Source organism: Streptomyces sp. NPDC058008 (assembly GCF_042886395.1).
Classification (GTDB): Bacteria; Actinomycetota; Actinomycetes; order Streptomycetales; family Streptomycetaceae; genus Streptomyces.
Genome location: NZ_JBHVQX010000018.1, coordinates 120,236 through 138,506, shown reverse-complemented (window position 1 = coordinate 138,506; position 18,271 = coordinate 120,236). Strand labels below are relative to the sequence as shown.

Annotated in this window: 13 protein-coding genes; 6 read left to right on the top strand and 7 right to left on the bottom strand. The window is 68.5% G+C overall.

Annotated features, from left to right (window positions below; genetic code table 11):
- Nucleotides 1-36 precede the first annotated feature (36 nt).
- Nucleotides 37-3,936 carry a DNA-directed RNA polymerase subunit beta' gene (locus ACFVS9_RS20105; RefSeq protein ID WP_383118432.1) on the top strand — a complete coding sequence of 1,300 codons (3,900 nt, stop codon included), beginning with the start codon at nt 37-39 and terminating at the stop codon, nt 3,934-3,936.
- A gap of 92 nt (nt 3,937-4,028) precedes the next feature.
- Here the strand turns inward: ACFVS9_RS20105 and ACFVS9_RS20100 are convergent, their stop codons facing one another.
- From ACFVS9_RS20100 to ACFVS9_RS20075, 6 genes are all read right to left on the bottom strand, one after another.
- Nucleotides 4,029-5,081: a M48 family metalloprotease gene (locus tag ACFVS9_RS20100; protein WP_389934041.1), complete on the bottom strand. Its 1,053-nt coding sequence runs from the start codon at nt 5,079-5,081 to the stop codon at nt 4,029-4,031.
- Between the two features lie 24 nt (nt 5,082-5,105).
- The gene (locus ACFVS9_RS20095) at nt 5,106-5,516 is read right to left on the bottom strand and encodes a Pycsar system effector family protein (RefSeq protein ID WP_389934038.1); all 411 of its coding nucleotides are present in this window, start codon (nt 5,514-5,516) and stop codon (nt 5,106-5,108) included.
- 131 nt (nt 5,517-5,647) lie between these two features.
- The gene (locus ACFVS9_RS20090; protein ID WP_389934036.1) at nt 5,648-7,069 is read right to left on the bottom strand and encodes a hypothetical protein; all 1,422 of its coding nucleotides are present in this window, start codon (nt 7,067-7,069) and stop codon (nt 5,648-5,650) included.
- A 34-nt stretch (nt 7,070-7,103) separates the two neighbouring features.
- Nucleotides 7,104-9,308 (bottom strand): hypothetical protein, encoded by a 2,205-nt coding sequence (locus ACFVS9_RS20085; RefSeq protein ID WP_389934033.1) that lies wholly within the window; start codon nt 9,306-9,308, stop codon nt 7,104-7,106.
- The gene (locus tag ACFVS9_RS20080) at nt 9,305-10,072 is read right to left on the bottom strand and encodes a hypothetical protein (RefSeq protein ID WP_389934030.1); all 768 of its coding nucleotides are present in this window, start codon (nt 10,070-10,072) and stop codon (nt 9,305-9,307) included. The genes ACFVS9_RS20085 and ACFVS9_RS20080 overlap by 4 nt, the downstream gene beginning before the upstream one ends.
- A 105-nt stretch (nt 10,073-10,177) precedes the next feature.
- Nucleotides 10,178-10,957 carry a Crp/Fnr family transcriptional regulator gene (locus tag ACFVS9_RS20075; protein ID WP_389934028.1) on the bottom strand — a complete coding sequence of 260 codons (780 nt, stop codon included), beginning with the start codon at nt 10,955-10,957 and terminating at the stop codon, nt 10,178-10,180.
- 382 nt (nt 10,958-11,339) lie between these two features.
- Here ACFVS9_RS20075 and rpsL point away from each other — a divergent pair, with 382 nt between their 5' ends.
- The 5 genes from rpsL to ACFVS9_RS20050 all read left to right on the top strand — a co-directional run bounded on the left by rpsL (nt 11,340) and on the right by ACFVS9_RS20050 (nt 16,049).
- On the top strand, nt 11,340-11,711 hold the full coding sequence (rpsL, locus tag ACFVS9_RS20070) for a 30S ribosomal protein S12 (RefSeq protein ID WP_003948652.1): 372 nt from the start codon (nt 11,340-11,342) through the stop codon (nt 11,709-11,711).
- A 2-nt stretch (nt 11,712-11,713) separates the two neighbouring features.
- On the top strand, nt 11,714-12,184 hold the full coding sequence (rpsG, locus tag ACFVS9_RS20065; protein ID WP_014154599.1) for a 30S ribosomal protein S7: 471 nt from the start codon (nt 11,714-11,716) through the stop codon (nt 12,182-12,184).
- A 38-nt stretch (nt 12,185-12,222) separates the two neighbouring features.
- The gene (gene fusA / locus ACFVS9_RS20060) at nt 12,223-14,352 is read left to right on the top strand and encodes an elongation factor G (protein ID WP_383118431.1); all 2,130 of its coding nucleotides are present in this window, start codon (nt 12,223-12,225) and stop codon (nt 14,350-14,352) included.
- 158 nt (nt 14,353-14,510) lie between these two features.
- Nucleotides 14,511-15,704 (top strand): elongation factor Tu, encoded by a 1,194-nt coding sequence (tuf, locus tag ACFVS9_RS20055; RefSeq protein WP_014154597.1) that lies wholly within the window; start codon nt 14,511-14,513, stop codon nt 15,702-15,704.
- A 99-nt stretch (nt 15,705-15,803) separates the two neighbouring features.
- Nucleotides 15,804-16,049 carry a hypothetical protein gene (locus ACFVS9_RS20050; RefSeq protein ID WP_389934023.1) on the top strand — a complete coding sequence of 82 codons (246 nt, stop codon included), beginning with the start codon at nt 15,804-15,806 and terminating at the stop codon, nt 16,047-16,049.
- A 126-nt stretch (nt 16,050-16,175) separates the two neighbouring features.
- Here the strand turns inward: ACFVS9_RS20050 and ACFVS9_RS20045 are convergent, their stop codons facing one another.
- Entirely contained in the window at nt 16,176-18,200 is a 2,025-nt protein-coding gene (locus ACFVS9_RS20045) for a PIG-L family deacetylase (RefSeq protein WP_389934096.1), read from the bottom strand.
- Nucleotides 18,201-18,271 lie beyond the last annotated feature (71 nt).

The window sequence follows — 18,271 nt, the reverse complement described above, 5'->3', positions numbered from 1 at the left end:
GGGGGCTCGAACCCCCGAAAGAGGGATTGACGACAAGTGCTCGACGTCAACTTCTTCGACGAGCTGCGGATCGGCCTTGCCACCGCGGACGACATCCGGACCTGGTCCCACGGCGAAGTGAAGAAGCCGGAGACCATCAACTACCGCACGCTCAAGCCCGAGAAGGACGGACTCTTCTGCGAGAAGATCTTCGGTCCGACCCGGGACTGGGAGTGCTACTGCGGCAAGTACAAGCGTGTCCGCTTCAAGGGCATCATCTGTGAGCGCTGTGGCGTCGAGGTCACGCGCGCCAAGGTGCGCCGTGAGCGCATGGGCCACATCGAGCTTGCCGCTCCCGTCACCCACATCTGGTACTTCAAGGGCGTCCCGTCGCGCCTCGGCTACCTGCTGGACCTCGCGCCGAAGGACCTCGAGAAGGTCATCTACTTCGCCGCGTACATGATCACGTTCGTCGACGAGGAGCGCCGCACGCGCGACCTCCCGTCGCTGGAGGCGCACGTCTCCGTCGAGCGCCAGCAGATCGAGAACCGCCGCGACTCGGACCTCGAGAACCGCGCCAAGAAGCTCGAGACCGACCTGGCCGAGCTCGAGGCGGAGGGTGCCAAGGCCGACGTGCGCCGCAAGGTGCGCGAAGGTGCCGAGCGCGAGATGAAGCAGCTGCGCGACCGTGCGCAGCGCGAGATCGACCGTCTCGACGAGGTGTGGAGCCGCTTCAAGAACCTCAAGGTCCAGGACCTCGAGGGCGACGAGCTGCTCTACCGCGAGCTGCGTGACCGCTTCGGCACGTACTTCGACGGCTGCATGGGCGCCGCCGCGCTGCAGAAGCGCCTGGAGTCCTTCGACCTCGACGAGGAGGCCGAGCGCCTCCGCGAGATCATCCGCACCGGCAAGGGCCAGAAGAAGACCCGTGCGCTCAAGCGCCTCAAGGTCGTCTCCGCGTTCCTGCAGACCAGCAACAAGCCCAAGGGCATGGTGCTCGACTGCGTGCCGGTCATCCCGCCGGACCTGCGTCCGATGGTGCAGCTGGACGGTGGCCGCTTCGCGACCTCCGACCTGAACGACCTGTACCGCCGCGTGATCAACCGCAACAACCGCCTGAAGCGGCTTCTCGACCTCGGCGCGCCCGAGATCATCGTGAACAACGAGAAGCGCATGCTCCAGGAGGCCGTGGACGCCCTCTTCGACAACGGTCGTCGTGGTCGCCCGGTCACCGGTCCCGGTAACCGTCCCCTGAAGTCCCTCAGCGACATGCTGAAGGGCAAGCAGGGCCGTTTCCGCCAGAACCTCCTCGGCAAGCGCGTGGACTACTCCGCGCGTTCCGTGATCGTCGTCGGTCCGCAGCTCAAGCTGCACCAGTGCGGTCTGCCGAAGGCGATGGCGCTGGAGCTCTTCAAGCCGTTCGTGATGAAGCGCCTGGTGGACCTGAACCACGCGCAGAACATCAAGTCGGCCAAGCGCATGGTCGAGCGTGGCCGCACCGTCGTGTACGACGTCCTCGAAGAGGTCATCGCCGAGCACCCGGTGCTGCTGAACCGTGCGCCCACCCTGCACCGCCTCGGCATCCAGGCCTTCGAGCCGCAGCTGGTCGAGGGCAAGGCCATCCAGATCCACCCGCTCGTCTGCACCGCGTTCAACGCGGACTTCGACGGTGACCAGATGGCCGTGCACCTGCCGCTCTCCGCGGAGGCGCAGGCCGAGGCCCGCATCCTGATGCTGTCCTCGAACAACATCCTGAAGCCGGCCGACGGCCGTCCCGTCACGATGCCGACCCAGGACATGGTGCTGGGCCTCTTCTTCCTCACCACGGACGAAGAGGGCCGCAACGTCAAGGGCACGGACCGCGCGTTCGGCTCCACGGCCGAGGCCACCATGGCCTTCGACGCCCGCGAGCTGTCGCTCCAGGCGAAGGTCGACATCCGCTTCCCGGTGGGCACCATGCCCCCGCGCGGCTGGGTGCCGCCGGTCGCCGAGGAGGGCGAGCCCGAGTACCAGCCGGGTGACACCTTCCGTCTGCGTACGAGCCTGGGCCGCGCGCTCTTCAACGAGCTGCTGCCCGAGGACTACCCGTTCGTCGACTACTCGGTGGGCAAGAAGCAGCTCTCCGAGATCGTCAACGACCTGGCCGAGCGCTACCCCAAGGTCATCGTGGCGGCGACGCTCGACAACCTGAAGGCGGCCGGTTTCCACTGGGCGACCCGCTCCGGTGTGACCGTGGCCATCTCCGACGTCGTCGTGCCCGAGGCCAAGAAGGCCATCGTCAAGGGCTACGAGGAGCAGGACGAGAAGGTCCAGAAGCAGTACGAGCGCGGTCTGATCACCAAGGACGAGCGCACGCAGGAGCTCATCGCGATCTGGACCAAGGCGACCAACGAGGTCGCCGAGGCGATGAACGCGAACTTCCCGAAGACGAACCCCATCTTCATGATGGTCGACTCGGGTGCCCGAGGAAACATGATGCAGATGCGTCAGATCGCGGGTATGCGTGGTCTGGTGTCGAACGCGAAGAACGAGACCATCCCGCGTCCCATCAAGGCGTCCTTCCGTGAGGGCCTCACCGTTCTGGAGTACTTCATCTCCACGCACGGTGCCCGTAAGGGTCTGGCGGACACCGCCCTGCGTACCGCCGACTCGGGTTACCTGACCCGTCGTCTGGTGGACGTCTCGCAGGACGTGATCATCCGTGAGGAGGACTGCGGCACCGACCGCGGCCTCAAGCTGAAGATCGCCGTCAAGGGTGCCGACGGTGTCCTGCGCAAGACGGACGACGTCGAGACCTCGGTCTACGCCCGCATGCTCGCCGAGGACGTCGTCGTCGACGGCAAGGTCATCGCGCCTGCCAACGTCGACCTCGGTGACGTCCTGATCGACGCCCTTGTGGGCGCCGGCGTCGAGGAGGTCAAGACCCGCTCGGTCCTGACCTGTGAGTCCGCGGTCGGCACCTGTGCCTTCTGCTACGGACGCTCGCTCGCCACCGGCAAGCTGGTCGACATCGGTGAGGCGGTCGGCATCATCGCCGCCCAGTCCATCGGTGAGCCCGGTACCCAGCTGACGATGCGTACCTTCCACACCGGTGGTGTGGCCGGTGACGACATCACGCAGGGTCTGCCGCGTGTCGTCGAGCTCTTCGAGGCGCGTACCCCCAAGGGTGTCGCCCCGATCTCGGAGGCCAAGGGCCGGGTCCGTATCGAGGAGACCGAGAAGACCAAGAAGCTCGTCGTCACCCCGGACGACGGCAGCGAGGAGACGGCGTTCCCGATCTCCAAGCGTGCCCGTCTCCTGGTCGGCGAGGGCGACCCGGTCGAGGTGGGCCAGAAGCTCACCGTCGGTGCCACCAACCCGCACGACGTGCTGCGGATCCTCGGTCAGCGCGCGGTCCAGGTCCACCTGGTCGGCGAGGTCCAGAAGGTCTACAACTCGCAGGGTGTGTCGATCCACGACAAGCACATCGAGATCATCATCCGGCAGATGCTGCGCCGCGTGACGATCATCGAGTCCGGCGACGCGGAGCTGCTGCCGGGCGAGCTCGTCGAGCGCTCGAAGTTCGAGACCGAGAACCGTCGTGTGGTCACCGAGGGCGGTCACCCCGCCTCCGGCCGTCCGCAGCTGATGGGTATCACCAAGGCCTCGCTCGCCACCGAGTCGTGGCTGTCGGCGGCGTCCTTCCAGGAGACGACCAGGGTCCTGACCGACGCGGCGATCAACGCCAAGTCGGACTCCCTGATCGGCCTCAAGGAGAACGTCATCATCGGTAAGCTCATCCCGGCCGGTACGGGCCTGTCCCGCTACCGCAACATCCGGGTCGAGCCGACCGAGGAGGCCAAGGCCGCGATGTACTCGGCCGTCGGCTACGACGACATCGACTACTCGCCGTTCGGCACGGGCTCCGGCCAGGCCGTTCCGCTGGAGGACTACGACTACGGTCCGTACAACCAGTAAGCGAGTCGCTTGATACGACCGAAGGGCGGTCACCCCGTACACACGGGGTGACCGCCCTTCGGCGTGTGGTCGGCACCACGGTGCGCACGGGTTCAGCGCGGCGGCTCCAGGTAGGGCCGCAGGTGGTGCAGTCGGGTCGCGTGGTCCGGGTGTGAGTCCAGCAGGTGCGTCAGCGGCCCGGGGCCGACGCTTGTCCCTCTGGAGACGGGCTGGACGGGAGCATGGATCGGGCCCGTTTCCATGTCCTCCATGAACTGGAGTGCCTCCACCAGCATGGGCGCGAATCCCAGCGAGGCCGCGTGCCGATCCGCCCGCAATTCGGCGCGCCGGCTGAGAGCAGCCATCGCGTAGGGGAGAGCCAGCAGCAGCAACGGGGTGGCCAGCACGGCAAGGGCGGAACCGAGCACCATGATCGCGAGACCAATGGTGAGGATGAGCGCGATCAGACAGCTGGTACGCCGTGCGGAGGCCATCGTCCGAAGGAGCACCACCCGCCCCGCACGGCAGGCTGCGCGGCCGGGCAAGGCGTACCACTGTCCGAGCAGACCGGACCAACTGTGCCCGCCCGTGTGGTGACCCAGTTCGTGGGCGAGTACGGCGGCGAGCTGCGCGCTCGACAGGTGTCCGAGCGCGTACCGGGTGACCCCGACGATGTGGCCGGCCGCCGCGTAGGCGTTGAGTTCGCCGCTGTCCTCGACCCACAGCCGGTAGCGACTGCCATCGACGCCGGAGCGGCCGGTGACCTCGCGCCAGACGGGTTCGAGCCGGACACGTTCCTCGGGCAGCGGGTAGCGCAGTTTCAGCACGTGGCGGGCGAAGAGGGCCTCCGTGGGGTGGTGGAAGACCAGGACTCCCGAGGCCAGCCACAACAAGGTGGGGATCCAGAAGGGCAGACCGCACCCTGCTTGCAGGAGCAGGGCCGTGATCACAATCATGGCCAGGCTCAGCACAAGGCCCGGCAGGTACAACGCCAGCTGACCCAGTGCGGTGGCGTCCACCCCGCGTTGCCGGGCGGACAGGTAGAGCCGGCTGCCCAGGGCATGGTGATAGTCGAGATCGTCGGGTGAGGAGTGCTGCACGCCGGTTTCCGGCGCGTGCGCCGGACCGTCCTCGTGCTGGAACGGCTCGCGTGACTGCTGGGGCATGTCCGTCCTCGTGGTGTGGGGATGTCAGCCGATGACCATGGACGCGGGCAGCAGCAAGGCTCCGAGGCAGAGGGCGAGCAGCCCTGCCCTTATCCACTGGTGCTTCCGGGTGGCGATCCGGCTGGTCTCCGTGAGCGCTGTCAGGAGCGAGGTCATCGGCAGCTGTTCGGTTTCGGCCAGCGCCTCCTGCAGCCTGTTCTGCCGAGCAGCGCGCTGGATATCGCCGAAATAGGTGAGCGGTGCTCCCGGAGCCCAATCGCTGAGGCGATAGCGGGGCAGCACTGCCATCAACAGGAACAGGAGAGCCGCTGTGAGTGAGGCCGCGCCCATCCACCACAGGCACGTTCCCGTGGGTGAGAAGCGGGCCGGTGACCACTCACGGCCGACCAGGAGACCGCTGACGGCTCCCGCGCTGATGCCCAGGGCTGCGACCACGATGGCTGCCTTGCTGTCGGCACGAGCGATCTCGACCCGTAGGTCGGCAAGAAGACGAGTCGCGGTCTCGACACCTGCGGCGGCACTTTGCGGTGGTCTGCCGGTCGGCGGGGGAGGCGGTGAGGCGGCCATCAGCGACCGCCGCCCTTCAGCTCCTCACCCGTGTCGGCACCGGGCTCCTCCCCGGGCCCCGATGCCGACACGGGCGGGTCCTCGGCCGGGCGAGCGGACCGGGGCAGGCCGTTGACGAGGCCGACCGGCGGCTGCCAGCCAGGAAACGTGCTGTCGGAGCTGCTCGGCACCCCCTGACCGGACGGGCGGGATGCGGGAACGTACGGTCCGGTTTCCGGCGCGACGGCTGTCGGGGTGCACCCTTCGGGCCGACGGAGAGGTTCCTGCGTTCCCGGGCCCGCCGCGGCGCTTTCGGCCGCGGGCTGTGTGTTGCGGCCCGTTCCGACGGCTCGCACCGTGGTGAGGGGCAACCGCGGTACTCCTGGACCGTGTCCTGCCGTGGCGCCTGGCAACTGCTCGTTCAGGATGTCGTGCAGAGCCCGCAGCGCGAGCTCCTTCGGACCCTCCAGCTCATAGCCCTCCACGTCGTGCCCGGCCAGTAATTTGGCCACCATGTCCGCCTTGGCACGGATCATGTTCACCTGATCCTCGCGCAGGCTCTGTACCACCAGGCGGGAATCCTCCGGATGCTCGGCCAGGTGCAGTGCCCAAGCACGGACTCCGCCGTACTCCAACTGCTTCTGGTAGAAGTCGATCTTCGCGACCTCGCCCTCGCGTAGTTCTGCCTGCCACTGCTGCTGTTGCAGAAGCACCTCGTGCTGCTGTTCTCCGTAGGCGAGCGCCCGCTCGGACTGGAGCTCGTCCTGACGGCGTACCCGCCGGTCACTTTCGGCGTCCTGCCGCATGCCGTGCTGCTCGCTGTGGATGTGTTCCGTGGTCGCGTGATCGATCGCCTGCATGCGACGCTCGTGGTCGATGTTGGCCCGGTCCCGGTGCAGCCGCAGCGTCCAGGTCACGATGAGGCCGGCTGCTGCGCCGAGATCCCCTTGTGCCCGGACCGCTCGAAGCACCTCGGCCTCGGCCTCCGCGCTGTCGGTGATGCGGAAGCCGCGTGTCACCGATCGCGCCGCTTGCTCCAGTTCGCTCGACAGCAGGCGCGGTACGTCGCGGATGCCGGAGGCGACGAACACCGACGGGTTTCCCATCTGCCAGGTCATTTCCACGGCTGACTCGAACTGCAGCGTGTCGTTTTCGCTGGGCAGGAACAGCTTCAGACGGACTGGCTGGACGCCCATGTCGACTTCGTAGACCGAGGTGTAGCGCTTGCTGATGATCTCCCTGCGGGACGGCCGGACAGGTGGCAGGTAGGTGTTGTAGGTGCCGCTGGGCGTGGAGAAAACCAGGGCGTGGCCGATGCGGGTGAGGCGACGAGAGACGAAGCCGAGCCGTGAGAGCTGTCGTACGGTCAGTACCGGGTCCCTCAACAACGAATGCCGGTCGACCGGTTGCTCCCACTCGGGCGAGCGGCGGAACTGGGTCATGAATCGGATCTCCAGGGGTGGTCGGACCGGTGCGTCAGGGATGGGGCAGCGCGGAGAGCAGGCGACTCACCACGGGCGGCGGCGAGGCGTCCTCGCCGGTCGTCGTGCGCAGCAGGTGGGTGATGCGCCGCCACTCCTGCTCGCTGCCGGCAAGCAGGGGAAGCAGGAGTTCCAGGCTCTGTTCAGCCGGTGTGTCGTGGTCTGCCGACAGCACCCACTGGCGCATGACTTCCAGAGCCTTGGCACGGTGGAAGCGGTCGCCCAGCGCCGCCTGCCAGAGCCCGGCGATGTGAGCGGCTGCGTCATTCAGCTCCGGTGACTGCCCGTACCGGCCGAGGAGAAGCGGGCGTCCGCCCGGTTCGTCGCCTTCGGCTCGCCGGCAGGCACCCAGAAAGCCGACGACGGCAAGGTCGAACGCTTGGCGGTCCTGGCGCAGAGTTCTCAGCAGCTCGGACAGGACCTCGTCATGGGCTGATGACAGCAGCAGGAGTTCGACCGACTCGGCCAGGACGCCGCCCAGGTGCGCGTCGCCGTCCACTCTTTCGTCCGGGGTCGCCGGTTCGTCGGGTTCTCCGTGACGGGCGGCCGCACGCAGAGCGGCCAGCGTCTCCATCGGCCGCTCCGGCCCGATCAGTCCGTGTGTACGGATGGCTACCCAGCGCAGGTGCGGCGTCTTGCTGTCGCACCAGACGTCCAGGATGCGCGGGACGTTCGGAGTTCCGATGCTGTGCGCCAAGGCCAGGGCACTCACGGCCACGCTACGCGGGCCGAACTGACGGGACGAGGCCCAGGGCTCGATCACCAGGGCCATGGCGGAGGGCAGGTCGGTGTAGGCGAGAACGGCTGCTGTGGACGCCGCCCGCGTGCGGACCAGCGGCCGGCCGTCCTTCGACAGGTCCTGGAGCCACTGCACAAGCGCGGGGCGCGCCGACGGGTGCCCGGTCCACACCTCGCGCAGGAGGACGAATGCCGCCCTTTCGTCGCGGTAGGCCGCCTTCACCTGGCGCACCGGCCCCCATTCGGTGTGCTCCTCGTCCTCGTAGCGGTGGGCGCGGGCCAGTTGGAGGCGCTTCTCGATGTGCGTTCCGAACACCGGGACCGCTGCCTGCTGACGGGCGTCGGCGGTCCGTTGGAGGTGCGTGTAGAGGCCGTCGCTCACCTCAGCAGTCAGGGCGTACGGGCCCTCGTCGAAGGCAGCCAGGGCGATGAGGAACGCCTTCTCCCGCAAGTGCAGTGCCGCGTCGTCCTGCTCGAACCACTCGCGGACCTGGTTCTCCACCTTCAGCAGCGAGAAACCGTCGACGTGGCTCCGATCGACCTCTCCGGCCGTGTACCGGGCCAGGACCGACGCGAACTCGGCTGTCTCGCGGGGTTGATGGTCACGTGAGAGGAATTCGGTGACCATCGGCAGGGTCAGCATCTCCGCTGCTCTGCCGCGGCCCAACAGCGTTTCCAGATGGGAGTTCAGGATGGCCGGGGGCGGTGGCGGCTGCCAGCCGCAGGTCTCCACGTCCTCCAGATGCGCCTTGAGTCCTACGGTGATCACCGCATAGGCGTCCTGCTCCCTGAGCCGGTCCCGTAAGGCGAGCAGTTCAACCTCGCGCAATGGCCTCTTCGCATCGTTCACCGGGTCGCACAGCAGATGGCCCCGGGCGCCACCGGGTTGTTCGCCCTCCCTTTCAGGGGCGAGTTCTCCGAAGGGCGTTTCGCGGGCGACCGCGTGTACCGGCGTCGCTCCCAGACGGCGCAGCAGCATGAGGGCGGCGGTCCGACGCCCCGCCGAGTGGGGCCCCGCGATGACGAGGAGCCTCTCCTTGCGCAGCCGCTCGGCGAGTTCACCGAAGACCGGCCCGGGGTCCGCGAAGCTGTCGGCCAGCCGTTCCAGCGTGGTTGCCGGTACTTCCCCTGCGGGATTGGCTGCGGCACGGGTTCCGAACCGGTAGTGGACGTGGGTGGCGCCGACGTGGACGTCACCGTGGAAGGCTCCGCCGCCGATGCCGTGGTTGACACCGCCCAAAACACCGCCGTCGATCCGGACCCCATCGCCGAAGCCCATGGCGCGCGGAGTGTGGTGCTGCAGGTCACGCCGGGCTGCCCATGCCTCCTGAGGGCGATCCTCGACTCCGCCTTCCTCCTGGTGCTCGGGCGGGTGGGCGCCGTCGCTGTCCGGGAGCGTCGCGGGGTCGGCCGGGACCTGCCCGTCGCCATCCCGGGGGCGGCCCTTCCCGTCGATGCTCATGCGCCTTCTCCGGGGGCACCGCCCAGGTGGACGTCGCCGTGGAAGGTGCCGCCGCCGATGCCGTGGTTGCTGCCGCCGAAGACCCCGCCGTTCACCGTGGCCCCACCGAAATCGAAGGCTCCGGTCCGCGGTACGGAGCCCGACGGGCGGGCGGTTGCCAGGGGCTCCGGGGCCGGACCGGACGCCTGTGCCTGGGGGAACAGGCTGTGGATCCTGGCCTGGAGCACGCCGTTCTTGCTGTCCACCGTGACTGCGTGGAACTCCTCCGCCACCACACCCGGGTGGTTGTGCCGTACGACGCCGCGGTACACCGGCTCCGAGACACACAGGGCGAAGTCGCCGGGGCCCTCCCGTAGCGCCTCCCGCAACACCTCGGCGTCGAGCAGACGGCAGGCGTGATTGAGGTCGGAGCCCACCCAGCCACCGTCGCGGTCAACAGCCACGTAGCCCGATGCGACCACCCCGCGCAGCCGCATACGCGCGGAACTGGAGGCGAGACGATTCAGCGCGCGCAGCTCTGCGGGTACGACGGTGAGCAGTGTGCGCAACAGGGCGGTCACGGACGCGTTGGAGTCGATGAGCTCCATCACGCTGTCGCCCCGGTCGGCGCGGCGCCGCAACGTCTCCTCGATGCCGGCAGCCAGCAGAGCGCGGTCGGTGAGGTCGAACAGCATGCGGCGCAGGTATGCCTGCTCGACATCGTCGCGGTCGCTGTACTTCTCGATGTCGAGCAGGAGGATCGTGCTGTTCACGGGGTCGGACATGGTTGCCTCTCGCCAGGGGACAGGTGCTGGCAAGAGATTGGCCGCAGCCGGACGGCGGCGGTGAGTGCAGATGACGCAGTCGTACTGTGACCGTGGGCACAGACATCAAGGCGCGGGTGTGTCCTGCCGGGCCGAGCGCAGCGCGGTGGCAGGGGTCCGGGAAGGGACCGGAGTGGGCTGCGGGGTGCCCGCGATCCGGCGCAGCGCACTCGGACGTACGATCACCAGCGCTCTGCGCCCGGTGATCACGATGCCGCGCGTCCGCAGGTCCTTGAGCAGCCGTTGCACCATCTCCCGGGAGGCCCCGACCGCACCGGCCAACTCCTGCTTGCTGAGTGGCACGTCGATCTCGATTCCCTCGTCGGTACGGCGGCCGTGCGTGTGGAGGAGGTCGAGGAGGAGAACGGCGAACCGTTCTCTGACGCTCATCGAAGCGAATTCCAACCTGCGCTGGTCGGCCGCGCGGGTCCGGTCCGACGCCAGCCCGAGAAGCTTGAGCGACACGGTGGGGGAGTGTGCGACGAAGGCCCGGAACCGGCCGTGCTCGATGACGGACGCCCGTACCGGCGCCAGCGCGGTCACTGTCGCTGAGCGTGGCCTTCCGGTCAGTGCCGCGGACTCGCCGACGATGTCGCCGGGACCCCGCAGGGCCAGCAGCGCCTCGTAGCCGTTCTCGGCCGACGCGGTTACCTTCGTCCAGCCGTGAAGGATCAGCAGGACGTGGGAGGACGGTTCGTGCTGATGCAGAAGCGCGGAACGGGATGCGAAGGACAGTTCCCTGCCAAGAGTGAGCAGCGCTGCCCGGTCCTCGCTCTCCAGCCGGGCAAGGAAGGGCACCCGGTCGTCGAGCCCGCCACCGCTGGACAAGGGCTCAACCGTCGGCATACCGTCCCCCGAATCTCCCACGCGGCTTCAATGTACGGAGGGCTCCGGAGGCTCGCCCGGAATGACGGGATCCAGCCAGGGTTCCGGCTGAAGACAGCTCCTCACGTTCGCTGCGCCGACCGCGGGAGAGCTGGTGTGCCGTCGTGGATCGCATTTGTTTTGACCCAGCTCGGTGAGGTAGGTACGCTCAAGCCTTGTGCCTGGGGTGTGCCTGGGCTCGGGTGCGTGTCCTCAACCGCATGGCGAGTCCGTAAGTGGCCACCGCAATCTGTGTTTCCTCTGCCTGACCGCAGGGACGTGCAGTATTCGACACACCCGACCGCGTGGGTCGGACTGTGTTCCAGGTTAGTTTCACGAACGGCACACAGAAACCGGAGAAGTAGTGCCTACGATCCAGCAGCTGGTCCGGAAGGGCCGGCAGGACAAGGTCGAGAAGAACAAGACGCCCGCGCTCGAGGGTTCGCCCCAGCGTCGCGGTGTCTGCACGCGTGTGTTCACGACCACCCCGAAGAAGCCGAACTCGGCCCTCCGTAAGGTCGCGCGTGTGCGTCTGACCTCCGGCATCGAGGTCACGGCCTACATCCCGGGTGAGGGGCACAACCTGCAGGAGCACTCCATCGTGCTCGTGCGTGGTGGCCGTGTGAAGGACCTGCCGGGTGTTCGTTACAAGATCATCCGCGGTTCGCTCGACACCCAGGGTGTCAAGAACCGCAAGCAGGCCCGCAGCCGCTACGGCGCCAAGAAGGAGAAGTAAGAATGCCTCGTAAGGGCCCCGCCCCGAAGCGCCCGGTCATCATCGACCCGGTCTACAGCTCTCCTCTTGTCACGTCGCTGATCAACAAGATCCTGCTCGACGGCAAGCGTTCCACCGCCGAGCGGATCGTCTACGGCGCCATGGAAGGCCTCCGCGAGAAGACCGGCGCTGACCCGGTCATCACGCTGAAGCGCGCGCTCGAGAACGTCAAGCCCTCGCTCGAGGTCAAGTCCCGCCGTGTCGGTGGCGCCACCTACCAGGTGCCGATCGAGGTCAAGCCCGGTCGTGCCGCCACGCTCTCGCTGCGCTGGATCGTCGGTTACTCCCGCGCCCGTCGCGAGAAGACCATGACCGAGCGCCTCATGAACGAGCTGCTCGACGCCTCCAACGGTCTTGGCGCTGCCGTCAAGAAGCGCGAGGACACCCACAAGATGGCCGAGTCCAACAAGGCCTTCGCGCACTACCGCTGGTAGTCGCTCCCCCCATCGAGACCGAGAGAAGATTGAGCCTCATGGCCACCACTTCGCTTGACCTGGCCAAGGTCCGCAACATCGGGATCATGGCCCACATCGACGCGGGCAAGACGACCACCACCGAGCGGATCCTCTTCTACACCGGCGTTTCGTACAAGATCGGTGAAGTCCACGACGGCGCAGCCACGATGGACTGGATGGAGCAGGAGCAGGAGCGCGGCATCACGATCACGTCGGCCGCGACGACCTGCCACTGGCCGCTCAATGATGTTGACCACACCATCAACATCATCGACACCCCCGGTCACGTCGACTTCACCGTCGAGGTGGAGCGTTCGCTCCGCGTCCTCGACGGTGCCGTCACCGTGTTCGACGGTGTGGCCGGCGTCGAGCCCCAGTCCGAGACCGTCTGGCGTCAGGCGGACCGCTACGGCGTGCCGCGTATCTGCTTCGTCAACAAGCTCGACCGTACCGGTGCCGAGTTCCTCCGCTGCGTCGACATGATCGTCGACCGCCTCGGTGCGGTTCCGCTGGTCATGCAGCTCCCCATCGGTGCCGAAGCCGACTTCAAGGGCGTCGTCGACCTCGTGTCGATGAAGGCCTTCGTGTGGTCGGACGAGGCCGCCAAGGGCGAGATGTACGACACCGTCGAGATCCCCGACACGCACAAGGAGGCCGCCGAGGAATGGCGCGGCAAGCTCCTTGAGGCCGTCGCGGAGAACGACGACCAGATGATGGAGCTGTACCTCGAGGGCAACGAGCCCACCGAGGAGCAGCTGCACGAGGCGATCCGCCGGATCACCCTCGCGTCGAAGGGCTCGGCCGACTCCGTCACCGTGACCCCCGTCTTCTGTGGCACGGCGTTCAAGAACAAGGGCGTCCAGCCCCTGCTCGACGCGGTCGTCCGCTACCTGCCTTCCCCCCTGGACGTCGAGGCCATCGAGGGCCACGACGTCAAGGACCCGGAGCTGGTCATCAAGCGCAAGCCTTCGGACGACGAGCCGTTCTCCGGCCTGGCGTTCAAGATCGCGAGTGACCCGCACCTCGGCAAGCTCACCTTCGTCCGGATCTACTCCGGTCGCCTCGAGGCCGGCACCGCGGTGCTGAACTCGGTCAAGGGCAAGAAGGAGCGCATCGGCAAGATCTACCGCATGCACGCGAACAAGCGTGAGGAGATCGCGTCGGTGGGCGCCGGTGACATCGTCGCCGTCATGGGCCTGAAGCAGACCACCACGGGTGAGACGCTGTCCGACGACAAGAACCCGGTGATCCTGGAGTCCATGGACTTCCCGGCGCCGGTCATCCAGGTTGCCATCGAGCCCAAGTCCAAGGGCGACCAGGAGAAGCTGGGTGTCGCCATCCAGCGCCTCTCGGAGGAGGACCCCTCCTTCCAGGTGCACTCCGACGAGGAGACCGGCCAGACCATCATCGGTGGTATGGGCGAGCTTCACCTCGAGGTGCTCGTCGACCGCATGAAGCGCGAGTTCCGCGTCGAGGCGAACGTCGGCAAGCCCCAGGTCGCTTACCGCGAGACGATCCGCAAGACCGTCGAGCGCATCGACTACACGCACAAGAAGCAGACTGGTGGTACCGGCCAGTTCGCGAAGGTGCAGATCGCCCTCGAGCCCATCGAGGGTGGCGACGCCTCCTACGAGTTCGTCAACAAGGTCACCGGTGGCCGCATCCCCCGTGAGTACATTCCCTCGGTGGACGCGGGTGCCCAGGAAGCCATGCAGTTCGGCATCCTGGCCGGTTACGAGATGGTCGGCGTCCGCGTCACCCTTCTCGACGGTGGTTACCACGAGGTCGACTCCTCGGAGCTCGCCTTCAAGATCGCCGGTTCGCAGGCGTTCAAGGAGGGTGCCCGCAAGGCGTCCCCCGTGCTCCTCGAGCCGATGATGGCCGTCGAGGTCACCACGCCCGAGGACTACATGGGCGATGTCATCGGCGACCTCAACTCCCGCCGTGGCCAGATCCAGGCCATGGAGGAGCGCAGCGGCGCTCGCGTCGTGAAGGGCCTCGTGCCCCTCTCGGAGATGTTCGGCTACGTCGGAGACCTCCGCAGCAAGACCTCGGGTCGCGCAAGCTACTCGATGCAGTTCGACTCCTACGCCGAGGTTCCGCGGAACGTCGCCGAGGAGATCATCGCGAAGGCCAAGGGCGAGTAACTCTTCCGAGCTCACGCTTTAGGCTTGTCACCGGAGCCCGGTCGGGCATTCGTCGCAGCGCGCAAGCAGCGCGGCGGATGCCCCCGGCACCGGCATTCCAGCAAAGATCACCTGGCGCCGATGAAGCAAGGCGTACAGAACCACTCAGGAGGACCCCAGTGGCGAAGGCAAAGTTCGAGCGGACTAAGCCGCACGTCAACATCGGCACCATCGGTCACATCGACCACGGTAAGACGACCCTCACGGCCGCCATTACCAAGGTGCTGCACGACGCGTACCCGGACCTGAACGAGGCCTCGGCCTTCGACCAGATCGACAAGGCTCCTGAGGAGCGCCAGCGCGGTATCACGATCTCGATCGCGCACGTCGAGTACCAGACGGAGTCGCGTCACTACGCGCACGTCGACTGCCCGGGTCACGCGGACTACATCAAGAACATGATCACGGGTGCGGCGCAGATGGACGGCGCCATCCTCGTGGTCGCGGCCACCGACGGCCCGATGCCGCAGACCAAGGAGCACGTGCTCCTGGCCCGCCAGGTCGGCGTTCCGTACATCGTCGTCGCCCTGAACAAGGCCGACATGGTGGACGACGAGGAGATCCTGGAGCTCGTCGAGCTCGAGGTCCGTGAGCTCCTCTCCGAGTACGAGTTCCCGGGCGACGACCTTCCGGTCGTCAAGGTCTCGGCGCTCAAGGCTCTTGAGGGCGACGCCGAGTGGGGCAAGACCGTTCTCGACCTGATGAAGGCCGTGGACGAGAACATCCCGCAGCCCGAGCGTGACGTCGAGAAGCCGTTCCTCATGCCGATCGAGGACGTCTTCACGATCACCGGTCGCGGTACGGTCGTCACCGGCCGTATCGAGCGTGGTGTCCTCAAGGTCAACGAGACCGTCGACATCGTGGGCATCAAGCAGGAGAAGACCACCACCACGGTCACCGGCATCGAGATGTTCCGCAAGCTGCTCGACGAGGGCCAGGCCGGTGAGAACGTCGGTCTGCTCCTCCGTGGCATCAAGCGCGAGGACGTCGAGCGCGGCCAGGTCATCATCAAGCCCGGTTCGGTCACGCCGCACACCGAGTTCCAGGCCCAGGCCTACATCCTGTCGAAGGACGAGGGTGGCCGTCACACCCCGTTCTTCAACAACTACCGCCCGCAGTTCTACTTCCGTACCACGGACGTGACGGGCGTGGTGACCCTTCCCGAGGGCACCGAGATGGTCATGCCGGGTGACAACACCCTCATGGACGTCGCGCTGATCCAGCCGGTCGCCATGGAAGAGGGCCTGAAGTTCGCCATCCGTGAGGGTGGCCGGACCGTGGGCGCCGGCCAGGTCACCAAGATCGTCAAGTAGTCACTTGACCGTCTGACCTGGTTGCTCCGCACAGAGCACCAGGAAGGGCCCCGCACCTCGTGAGAGGTGCGGGGCCCTTCCGCATGGGAGAGCTTCCGCATGAGAGAGGGGGATCCGGTGCGTGAGTACCGGTTGACCTGGCTGCTCCTGCTCGTCCCCTCCATGGTGGCGAGCGGGACGGACGGGATCGGGGAGCCGGGCTGGGGCGGCCGGCTGTGGGGTGCGGCCGAGATCGTGCTGGCCGTCTGCGTCCTGGTGGGCGCCGCCATGGAGATCCGCGCGGGCCGGATCCGCCGGAGGGCGGGCCGGGGCGCCGGGGGCGCGGAGCCCGACGGCCGGCCGTAGCCGTACCGTGCAGGCGCGGGAGGCGCGGAGGCCACGGACGCCGGGGCGCGGTGCGGTTCCCCGTGGCCATGCCCTCCCCGGCCGGCGGTCGCCGGACCGGGCGGGTGGGGCGCGGGGGTGTGGCGGCTACGGGCGCCAGAGCCAGGGCAGCGCGTCCGTGCCCATGCCCGCCACCGTCGCCCGCCCCGCCTCGCCGAGGTGGAGCACGGCCCCGTCCAGGGCCACCGGCCCGTGCGTGCGTACGGCGCGCGCTCCCGCGGTACGCAGCTGGACCTGGCCGTCGGCGGTACGGCCCAGCAGCACCGGGCCCTGGGGCGACGGGGCCGCCATGACGGAGCCGTAGCCGTCGAATCCCGGCTCCTCCGACGCGGTCCCGGCGCGGACAGCCGTGAGCCGGCCCGCGGCCTGGCCGCGGTAGTACACGTCCACGGAGCCGTCCTCGGCGGCCAGCGCCGCCGGGGGAGTCCCCGGCACCGGGGCCCCGCCCCCGCCGATCTGGGTCCGGGCCGTCAGGTCGTCGCCGGCCGTGTCCTGGGTCCAGTGGTGCACCGCGTGGTGCCCGGCGCCGTACACATGGACGCGTCCGGCGCCGTCCACGGTGGTGGTCAGGCCGTCCTGCACCTCGCCGCCGCCCATGTCGCGCCACGCGCTCCACCCGCCGTCGGTGTCCCGCACCCGGGTGCTGAGCCCCTTCTCCGCAGTGCGTACGAAGAGGTGGACGCGGCCGTCGGGGGTCGCCCGGGCCACCGGTACGCCGATGCGTCGTCCCTCGTCGCGCCGGGGGGAGGGGGTTCCGAGGCCGCGCCAGGGCTGGAACGCGCCGTGGCGGGCGCCCTGTTCCAGCACCACGATCTCGCGGTCGTTGTCCGCGCCGTGCCCGGCCAGGGCCGCGAAGCGCAGCCCGAACACGAGCAGACGCCCGTCCGCGGTGGTGGCCGAGCCCAGGGCGGGCGCCAACGGCCCGCCGCCGAGGTCCAGCGCGGGCCCCCAGACCCCGCTGCCCGCCGCGGTCTCCTGCCACCGGACCAGGCGCAGGCCGAGCACGGCGTACGCGTCGAGCCGCCCGCCGGGTCCGGCCGCCGTGACGACACGGGGGCCCGGGTAGCGGTGGTGGGTGGAGCGGACCCAGCCCTTGCGGTTGGTCAGGGGCCGGTCGCCTCCGACGTTGTAGTCGCCGCAGCCCGAGGGGTTGCCGCAGTCCCAGTCCGGCGAGCCGCCGTAGGGGACGAGGTGGGCGGCCTTCTCCGAAAGGACCGCCGGGGGCAGGTTCTTGGGCCAGTGCCGGTTGTAGTAGCCCCGGAACGCGGTCACCCCGAAACCGGGCACCTCACCGCCCGCGGCCGCCGCCCCGGCCGTCCACCGCATCAGCGCGGCCCAGCTGAAGCAGGCGGCGGCGGTGTGGTCGGCGTGGTCGGAGTAGCCCTGCTGTTCGCTGTCCTTGCGGCGTACGGCCTCGGCGCTGTGCTGGATGTCGGGATCGGGGTCGAGGGTGTGGACGACGGTGGGCCGGTAGTCCTGCATCAGCCCGACGAGGACGTCCAGCAACCCGTCGTACGTGTACGAACCGGGCCGCCGCAGCGGCGAGCCGTCGGCGACCACGGTGCGCAGGGCCAGCCGCCGGTCCTGCCACAGGCTGGGCAGCCCCAGCCGGTGCCGGGTGGTGTGCATCGCGGTGTCGAGGAAGACCAGCTCTACCCGCCGGCCCCCGTCGGCGAGCACGTTGACCTCGGCCCGGTGGCCGCCGCGGAGCTCGGCGACGGAGACGCGCCAGGGCGTGAACCTCCCCAGCCCGAGCAGCGTCGCGTACGCCTGCCGGAGCCCCTGGTGGCGGGCGGAGGAGTACGCCGCCTTGTCCGGCTCGGGCCGGGGGCGGCCGGGGATCCTGTTGACGCCGTCGGCCTCACCGGCCGTGAGGTAGACGCACACCAGCGGGGTCCCCGCGTCGAGGGCGCGCTGGGTGTCCGGATTCATGAAGTACAGGTCGTCGTCCGGGTGGGCGAGCAGCTGCATGACCAGTGCGCGGCGGCCGGTGCTGATGGCCTGGCCCGGCGCGGGATCCGGGGCCGGATCGGTGCGCCGGGGCGCCGGAACCGAGCAGGCGCTGAGTGCCGCGCCGACCGCGGCCGTCGTGATGACGGTGCGCCGTCGCACACCGTTTCCCGGCAGGGCAGGTCCATCCGTCACGCCGCGCACTCCGTCCGCGTCCCCCGCAGCGGGCGCGG

Bases quoted from the DNA above. Each gene is read 5' to 3' on its own strand.
- ACFVS9_RS20100 (WP_389934041.1), bottom strand. From the start codon at position 5,081: ATGCCCCAGCAGTCACGCGAGCCGTTCCAGCACGAGGACGGTCCGGCG.
- ACFVS9_RS20090 (WP_389934036.1), bottom strand. From the start codon at position 7,069: ATGACCCAGTTCCGCCGCTCGCCCGAGTGGGAGCAACCGGTCGACCGG.
- ACFVS9_RS20085 (WP_389934033.1), bottom strand. From the start codon at position 9,308: ATGAGCATCGACGGGAAGGGCCGCCCCCGGGATGGCGACGGGCAGGTC.
- ACFVS9_RS20080 (WP_389934030.1), bottom strand. From the start codon at position 10,072: ATGTCCGACCCCGTGAACAGCACGATCCTCCTGCTCGACATCGAGAAG.
- ACFVS9_RS20075 (WP_389934028.1), bottom strand. From the start codon at position 10,957: ATGCCGACGGTTGAGCCCTTGTCCAGCGGTGGCGGGCTCGACGACCGG.
- rpsG (WP_014154599.1), top strand. From the start codon at position 11,714: ATGCCTCGTAAGGGCCCCGCCCCGAAGCGCCCGGTCATCATCGACCCG.
- fusA (WP_383118431.1), top strand. From the start codon at position 12,223: ATGGCCACCACTTCGCTTGACCTGGCCAAGGTCCGCAACATCGGGATC.
- ACFVS9_RS20050 (WP_389934023.1), top strand. From the start codon at position 15,804: ATGAGAGAGGGGGATCCGGTGCGTGAGTACCGGTTGACCTGGCTGCTC.